This is a genomic window from Thiobacillus sp. SCN 63-57 (genome assembly GCF_001725555.1).
Lineage (GTDB): Bacteria > Pseudomonadota > Gammaproteobacteria > Burkholderiales > Thiobacillaceae > Thiobacillus.
Genome location: NZ_MEGP01000051.1, coordinates 1 through 8,409 on the forward strand (window position 1 = coordinate 1; position 8,409 = coordinate 8,409).

Sequence of the window (8,409 nt, forward strand, 5' to 3'; positions counted from 1 at the left end):
GAACCCCTGCCCGGCCTCGTCGCCAAGATGATAGGTCACCAATACCAGTACCATCACGCGCACCACGTTCGCTGCAAAGGCAATCGGTAAAATAGCCGCCATGATGATGAGGTTGCGCATGATGCTGGTACGCTGCATCAGATACAGATACAGCAGTCCCATGGCAGACAGGCTGAACATGGAATGCAGGCCAGAACAGGCGTCGGCCACCAGCAATTGATAAGGCCCCACAGTAAGCATGACGCCGCTGCGCGCGATCGGATAGCCCGCTGCGTACAGCACATGCTCGGCAATCACCGAAATGTATTGCTTGAGTGGGCCGGTGGCGGCATCGACTATGAACCCCGGCAGCGGGATCATGAAAATCAGGAAGAACAAGGCGAACCACAAGGCTCGCGCAGCGCGGGTGCCCAGCGTGATGAGCAGCGCCCCCAGGATGACCGGAATCTGCGAACCGACCTCGAACAGCAGGATGTCCTGCGACCGCCCCAAGGCATAGGCAAGCAAACCGATGACAAGCAATGCCCAGCCAGTCGCAACCTCGGTGCGGCTGGGAAAAACGCCTGCGTCTGTCGAAAATACCGCGCGACGCTGCCAGATCAGGAACAGTGCGACCACCAGCACGATGGGGCCATGCGCTTGTTCTTCCGAGTTCCACAGCCCATGCGCCAGCATCCAGTAGGTGGGCACATACAGCACCAACAGGCCAAGCACGACCGGCCACCAGGTTCTGAGCGGTGCAAGCGCATCAAGCACGGACGCACGCGAGGCAAGTGTATTCATCGCATCAATCCAGGACGACAGCGCCTACGACCTGAGCACCGGTGAAGAGGATCTTTTCCTTCAGTTCGGCCAGCGGGGCCAGACGACTGACGTTACGACGGCTGGCGATCAGCATGCCGCCGGCACGTGCTGCAACCAGCTGGAAGTCCGAGGTGAGTTGCGACGGCGCGGTATCCAGCAGAATGATGTCGTAGCTGGTTTCCAGACCGGACAGAAGTGCGCCGAAGGTCGGGCGCGCCAGCAGTTCGGCGGGATTGGGCGGCGGCGATCCGGCAGGCAACACAGCTAGAGTATGGAAGGGTTTGACCGAGTGCACCTGCAGCGACGGCACGCGCTCGGCCAACAGATCAGACAGGCCCATACCGTTGCCCAGGTGGAATATCTCCTGCTGACGCGGTTGCCGCATATTGGTATCGATCAGCAGCACTTTGCGCCCCATCTGTGCAAATAAAACGGCAAGGTTGGCAGCCAGATAGCTGGCGCCTTCGTCGGCGCGCGTGCTGCCGATCGCCAGAGTCTTGCGTCCCTCGTTGAACCAGCGCAGCAACAGTTCGGAACGCACGGTACGTAGCGCTTCAGCTTCCTTGCTGTAGGGGGCCGTGGCAGCGGTGAGTTCGGGACTGAGGCTGGCCTCGGCAGCAGGGATGTAAGGGTATTCGAACTGCTGCGACAGCGCCTGCTGGATGTCGGCTTCGGTGACCAGGCCGAGTTTTTGCGCGGCCTCGCCGAAGCGCAGGTTCTGTTCCTGTTGCAGCTTGAGTACGCGTTCCATGTCTTGAGGCTTGAGCCTGCCGGCATCCTGCAGCAACTTGCCAATGTTGGCTTCGGCGCGAATGCTGGTTGCGGCCGCTTCGACGATGCTGCCCTGTTCGCTGGCGCTGGTGAGTGAATTCATATAGACCTCGGCTTATGCGGTGTGAGGGTGACGGCGGTCAGGCCATGGCAGGACGGTTGCGGCGGAAGATTCGGCGCAGGGCTTCCAGACGGCGACCTTTCTTGGTGACTTCGGCCAGCACCGGAATCTCCAATCCGGCAGCGATGTCCTGCCCCGAACGCACACGACGATCCAGCAACTCAATCAGAAAGCCGATTCCCACCCCCAGCAGAGTACCCAGGAACAGCGACAGCAAGATGTTCAGGATCACTCGCGGTTTAGAAGGCTGCTCGGGCGGTGTCGCTGGGTTCAATATGGCAATGTCGGTCTGTGTGGACTGTGCCTCCATGCGACTTTGGCCGTAGCGCTGCAGGGCGGCATCATAGATCTGCTGGGCATTTTGCACATCGCGCGCTAGCAGGGAAGCTTCCTCTCGCTGCTGTTTCAATCCGAGCACCTTGGCTTTTTGCTGGGCGAATGCCGCACTCAGTTCGTTGTATCGTTGTTGTGCGGCGCCAGCCGTAGCACCCACACCGCGCGTAGCAAGGCTGAGTTCGTTGGCGAGTTTGGCCTTGTAGCTGTTCACTTCGGCCAGAGTGCGCTGATAATCGGGATGGTTCATTCCTACGCGCTTGGCCAGATCGGCCAGCTTGCCTTCGCCCTGGGACACCGAGGCTTTCAGGCCTTGCACAACGGGATTGTTGATCACCTCCGGCAGACTGGCACTCTCACGCGTGCGCGAACTAGCATCGAAGGCCGCCGATTGCGCAGCGACCATCTGGCTTGCGATATCGCCCATACGACGGGTCTCGACATCCAATCTCTCATCGGACTCGACGATACCCTTTTCACGTTGATAAGCAGTGAGTTTTTGTTGCGCCTCGTCGAGTTTTTGCCGCAGCTGAATGATCTGCTGATCGAACCAGGCGGCGGTCTGCTTGGCAGGCTCCAGACGTAGCTCAATGCTGGTTTCAATGTAGGCCTTGGCAAAAGCATTTGCCAATACTGCGGCAAACTGCGGATTGGCCCCGCTGAAATTGATAGCAATCACACTGGATTCGCGCGAAGGTTCAACACTGAGCTTCTTCAGCAGCAGGTCACCCAGCCATTGCTTGATGTCGCCCTTGCCTTCTGTCGCCTCCATGAACTGCTCGCGAGTACCGGGACTATCCGCCAGTTTCAGGTCGCGCACCACTTTTGAGGCAACATTATTGCTATTAATGACGTCAACCTGTGTGGCCATGTAGTCAGGAAACATCTGCGACGGCATCAATTGGCCGGTAAAGGGATCCTTGCTCTTGGAATCGATAATCAGCGTCGTGGTCGCCGTAAACTCCTTAGGCAGCAACAAGCTCACTGCAGTAGTGATCGCAACGGTAAACAACAGCACGCCAAGGATGATCCCCTTGCGCGCATTCAGGATCAGCAAAAATTGAGTGAAGTTCATCGCGGCTTCCTTAGAACAGGCTTTCCTTGACGTAGATCACGTCGTCTTTCTTGACCGGATCGGCCAGCTGGGCATCCAGTTCCTGCATTGCGCCTTTATCGTCGCGGCGCAGGATCTTGATGCCGCGCTGGGTACCGCGTTGGGTGAGCCCGCCGCCCAGAGACAGGGCTTGTACCACACTCATGTTTTGCTCCAGGCGGAAGGCACCGGGGCGCTGTACTTCACCGTAGATATAAAACATCGGCTGGCGTGCCACATTGATGACGTCGCCATCCTGGATGAGTTCGTTGCTGGCTTCGCCACCCGGTTTGAACAACGCAACGACGTCGATATCGTGGTAACTGGTCTTGCCGTCGCGCGTGCGCACCAGGGTGACGGTGTCGGCGCCGTCTATGATGATGCCGCCGGCCAGGGCCAGCGCATCGGTTACACGGCTGATTTTCTCCAGGGTGTACTGGCCGGGGCGGTTGACGCGCCCCAGCACCGAGATGTGCTGGCTGCGGTATTGCACCACGTTGAGGGTGACGAAGGGCTTGATGATGAAGCCGCCCTTGCTCAGGCGCTGTGCGATTTCGGTCTCGCCCTGGGCCGGGGTGATGTCCGCCATCTTGACGTCACCGATCAGCGGAAAGGTGATGGTGCCGGTCTCGCTCACGCGCGCATCGGTGGTGAGATCGGGCTGCCCGTACACAGTGATGTGCAGGACATCGCCCGTGCCCATCCGGTAATCGTTATCCGCGCTCCATACAGGCGCCGCCAACAGCAACGCGCACAACATCCATACACTACGCCACAATCTGATCATTGCTCTCTCCAATTGACGGCGGCCTGTGTGGCCGACCGCGCTCCTCATTCGATTGTTATCTTTGTGGTCATCCACGCTATGGCGGATGAGCATACAAATCATATTTGGCTGCCTAATCAGCAGTCGGTCATTCTAACCGTGTCCATGGTCAGAATTGCTCACCCGGCCCAGCCTGTTTGCCATGCAAAACCCGTACCCGCAACCGTTCGATTCTCGGCCGCTAAAAATCAGCCCTCACGTTGGCAAACAGCATGTGAAACTGGTAATCCTCGACAGAGATGTTGGAATCCCGCCGCCCCGCACTGACGCCGACATCCACCGAAACAGCTTCAATCGGCATATAGCTGATCGAGAGCGTTTCGCTGATGGTATCGTCGTTGCGTTGCAGTTGTGTTGTGCCGGGGTCGCCCTTGAAATCGCGATTCTCGAACGTCGCGCCGGCATTCAGGCGCCATTTTTCGCGCATCAGCCACACGCCATTCACGCTCGCACCTTTTTTCAGAACTGAACTCGCATTGATGTCCTGCGCGCCCCCCAGTTCCTGATAGGCCGACACGCTCAGTAAGGTTTTACCGGTGGCATACCAGTCTGCCGAGATTCGGCCGGCGAGGCCGTTGAAATCGGGGCGTGGTTTGGGCGCAGGAACAAAAAAGTTGGAATAGTTCCGCAAGGTGTTTTCGTACTTTCGATCGACCCAACCGGCCTGACCGTGCAGCTTCAACTTGCCGGAAACACTCCAGTCACCCAGCAGGTTGTATTCGGTCTGCTTGTAGCTGTTGTCCGCCACTTCGAAGCAGAACGGGAAGGCGTTACTCAGGCACTGGGCATTAGGGTATTCGGCATCGATCCTACGCACTTGCGCACGCAGGCTGCTCCCCTTGGGCGTGCGATAGGTCAGGACGACATCCTGCGTCCGTTGCTGGACATCCTGTGAAACCAGCGATGGTGCACTGTTGGCGTAGTCTGCCGTTTCGATGCCGCCGCCTATCCGCCAGCGCGGGTGAAACTCCCATTCGGCGCGGCCGAAGCGGCGTTTGCGCGTCACCTGGTTATTGACCAGGCCCACACTGTCGAAATTACTCTGGCTGAGCGATTGGGTCGCCCCTGCATTGCCGCTCAGCCGGTTGCCCAAACGCCAGTTCCAGGTGGCCTGATAGTCATTGCCATCGGAATCGTAAATCGTGTTGCGGTTGTAACGCACCCGGGTCTTGGTCGCGCTGGCGACAATTTCCTGGCGGCCGGGCTTCCAGTCCACGTTCAGCCCGGCGCTCAGAACGCTGTATCGCTCGCTGCGCGGGGTGCCCGGGCTTTCGTTGTCGGCCAGGCGGAAAAGGTTGCTGTCGAAAAATGTGCCATAGGAGACGAACGGGCGGAAGGTGTCGCCTTCATGCGCGTGTACGGGCATCGCGAGCATAGCGCCCAGCACGGTGAGCAATCCTGCGCAGATTGTTTTGACGTCCGTTCCTGCCGAACCGCCCAATCCAAAGCCCAACTGCTCTGCGCCACCCTGCCCCAATTCCGTTCGCCCTGAGTTTTTCGACGCTGCTCTAGACAGGCTTGTCGAAGGGTGAATGGTCAGCGCCGTAGGGTACTCATGATCATGGCCTTCGACAGGCTCAGGCCGAACGGCGGTGAGAGGCACGGTTTCAACAAAGCCTTCGGTGGACCCGTCCTGAGCGCAGCCGAAGGGCTCGGGCCGAACGGTGGAGGGCTGAGCGCATCCAAAACTCGCTTGAGCCGAGCCATCCAACCCCAATCCCGTTCGCCCTGAGCCCTTCGACGCTGCTCTGGACAGGCTTGTCGAAGGGCAAATTGTCAGCGACGCAACATGCTGGCCTTCGACGGGCTCAGGCCGAACGGTGGGAGGCTGCCCGCCCCACGGGCCTTTATGCAGCGCAATCCGCTTCACCAGAACCCCCAGTGGCCCGTGGTCACCACATACGCGCCCAGCGCACCGTTGGTGACGCTGTGCGCAATGATCGGTGCCCACAGGTTGCGGGTGCGGATATACAGCCAGCCATACGCCAGCCCGGCAACCAGGCCGGCCAGCCATTGCAGGTGTTCGACGGCAAAGAGTGCACTGGCGACAAGCAACGCCTTGAAACCGATCTGCGCCGGATCGAGGATCAGAAAATCGGTCTGCTGAACCCAGCGCTGCAGAAACGAGCGCCAGAACAGCTCTTCCATGATCGGCACCACCAAGGCTGCACCCGCGATGCGGAATGCCACCAGTAGCCAGTCGATGTGGCCGCTTTCATCCGTGGGGTTGTAGCCCTTGCCCGCTTCACCCATCAACATCCAGGCGGCGTCGAGGTTGACCCACAGCACCAGCACGCCGAGGCCGACTGCCAGTGCCAGCAGCAGGTGCTTGAGCGGCAAGCCATACGACCGGAGCTCGGTGTAATGGCGCCACAGCACCGCCAGCGCAAAGGCAACCAGTCCAGCTTTCACCGGATAGAGCCAGCGCACATCGAAACCCGGCGCCCAGTCGGGCAACAGGCTTTCCAGCGCAAGCAAAGCGATATACAGCCCGAATGGCAGGCTGCGAACGAATACGGGAGACATAAGGAAGCAGGTTCAAGTTACAAGTTGCAAGTCACAAGAACGGGGCGAGTGGCTTCACCACACACTCTATCTTGCGTCTTGCAACTTGAATCTTGTAACTGTTGCTACTTGAGTCCAGACACGCCCTTGCTGATCGCATCGGCGTCAGCAGCGGGTGCAGCCGGGGCTGCAGCCGATTCGGCAGGCGCTGTCGGGGTAGTATCCGCGGCCGGGGCCGGCGCTTCCTTGCCGGCATCGGCAAACTCGCCCACGTATTCGATCTTGGCTTCCGCCTTCACCTTGTCGAGTTCGGCCTTGGCCGCCTTCTGGCGCGCCTCGTTTTGCAGCAGGCGCGCAATGGCCGGCTTGGCCTGCTCCAGCGTCACAGGCTGAACCTGCGAATCCGCCAGCAAAATCACCAGCAGGCCTTCCGGCGTATTCACAACCATTGCCTGCCCATCGGGCATTTCAGCCAGTTTGGGCAGGAGCGCCTGCGGCAATTGCTCGGCGGGCTTCACCCCCTGCGAGGCCTGCACCGGATATTTCTCGTCTTTCAGCCATGCAGCGAAATCACCCAGCGTCTTGGAATCGGCCAGCTGCTTGCGGATCGCCTCCTGCTTCTCTTTGGGCGCCTTGATCGCGAGTTCCTGCAGGCGGTAGATCTTGCGTTTGGTGAACAACTCCGGATGCTTATTGAAGTAATCCGTCACCTCGGCATCCGTCGGCTCCGCCGGCGTACCCAGCTTGCGGCTCATATAGGCCTCGGCCATGATCTGGCGGCGCGCCGCATCCAGCGCCTGCACCACGACAGGATCGCGATCCAGTTTTTCCGACTGCGCCTTCTGCGCCAGCACTTCCTGATCGACCAGGTTACGGATCACCTGCAGCGAAGCCGCCTTGGACTGGTCCTTGTCGAGATTGGGAATGCGCTGCAGCGCGTAGTTCACTTGCGACACCGTCAGCTCGGTGCCGTTGACCTTGGCCGCCACCTGGGTGGGCTTGCTCTCCTCCGCCGTCCCGTCTTTCTTGTCGCCGCAACCTGCTATTAGGGCAACGATCAGTAACGGGAGATACAGCTTCTTCAAACCATGCATATTGGCTTCCTCTTTGTCCAGATTATTGGAAATTATGTGGTATGAATGTTACAGCAACACGTTGCCGGATGGCATAAGGCCAGTCACACTCAAGGCTTTTAAAAACACCAAAAAAATTAATGCATAGCGCGTGTGATTTTATGCAGATTCAGGTCACATTTAATTTTCGCTTTGTATTTTCAGACAAATCCGACAAAAAAGCCGGGTTGCGCCCCCGGCTTGATAAACACCAGGTTAGATTACCTTTAGAATTTCACGACCATACCTGCCGTTAACAGGTCAATATTAAGATCCTTCCTGTCAAAGCGTTCCCACTCAGCACGCAAATTTAGGTTATCGAGCAGCGCATAGCTGACCCCTACCCCGTAGTAGGGGCTATAGCCGTCATCACCGCTGTCTTGGGCCAAAGCAGTTCCCATCTTAGTTCTAATATCTGCGAGCAAATAAGCAGCGCCCAACTTCCCAATGACAGAAAACTTGTCGGATAGCGGCAATGTACCGACCGCCGCCAACGTCCATCCATCGGTATCCAAATTCGTGCGTAGCATTCCGGTCGCTGTGGTGCTATGCGCCGTCATGTCATTGAGATTGACATACCCGCCCTCAAGCCCGATGTACTGGTTGACCTGATAGCCCGCGTAAACCTTCCAGCCCTCGCTGTGGTTGTTAGACGAGGTCTGGGCAGCTCCACCGGGCGCGATCTCGGCATCGATGTATGAGGCAACGTCACGGTATTGAGACTGCCCAAAGCTAAAGCCGGCATACCAATTGGTAAAGTCGATGCCTGCCCAATCTGCACTACCATACTCTTCCATATCTTTAGGACCTGGATCTAGCACCCACCCCAAGGACACGCCAAAAA

General features: G+C 58.4%; 8 protein-coding genes. All 8 read right to left on the reverse strand.

From position 1 onward, the window contains the following. On the reverse strand, positions 1–783 hold a 783-nt coding region (xrtB, locus tag ABT23_RS14385; RefSeq protein WP_296636785.1), incomplete at its 3' end, for an exosortase B. Positions 784–787: 4 nt separating this feature from the next. Further along, complete coding sequence (epsG, locus tag ABT23_RS14390; RefSeq protein ID WP_296636788.1) at positions 788–1,678, reverse strand: chain length determinant protein tyrosine kinase EpsG; 891 nt, start codon at positions 1,676–1,678, stop codon at positions 788–790. 37 nt (positions 1,679–1,715) lie between these two features. Continuing rightward, a complete protein-coding gene (gene epsF, locus ABT23_RS14395; RefSeq protein WP_296636790.1) occupies positions 1,716–3,104 on the reverse strand; it encodes a chain length determinant protein EpsF in 1,389 nt (462 codons plus the stop codon). A 10-nt stretch (positions 3,105–3,114) separates the two neighbouring features. Further along, on the reverse strand, positions 3,115–3,909 hold the full coding sequence (gene epsE / locus ABT23_RS14400; protein WP_296636793.1) for a polysaccharide export protein EpsE: 795 nt from the start codon (positions 3,907–3,909) through the stop codon (positions 3,115–3,117). Positions 3,910–4,129: 220 nt separating this feature from the next. Further along, the gene (gene epsL, locus ABT23_RS14405) at positions 4,130–5,659 is read right to left on the reverse strand and encodes an XrtB/PEP-CTERM-associated polysaccharide biosynthesis outer membrane protein EpsL (RefSeq protein ID WP_296636800.1); all 1,530 of its coding nucleotides are present in this window, start codon (positions 5,657–5,659) and stop codon (positions 4,130–4,132) included. A 155-nt stretch (positions 5,660–5,814) separates the two neighbouring features. Beyond that, positions 5,815–6,474, reverse strand: a complete 660-nt coding sequence (locus ABT23_RS14410) for a CAAX prenyl protease-related protein (RefSeq protein ID WP_296636803.1) — start codon at positions 6,472–6,474, stop codon at positions 5,815–5,817. 104 nt (positions 6,475–6,578) lie between these two features. Further along, positions 6,579–7,547: an EpsD family peptidyl-prolyl cis-trans isomerase gene (locus tag ABT23_RS14415; RefSeq protein ID WP_296636804.1), complete on the reverse strand. Its 969-nt coding sequence runs from the start codon at positions 7,545–7,547 to the stop codon at positions 6,579–6,581. 245 nt (positions 7,548–7,792) lie between these two features. After that, a partial coding sequence (locus ABT23_RS14420; protein ID WP_296636807.1) for an outer membrane beta-barrel protein occupies positions 7,793–8,409 on the reverse strand: 617 nt, incomplete at its 5' end.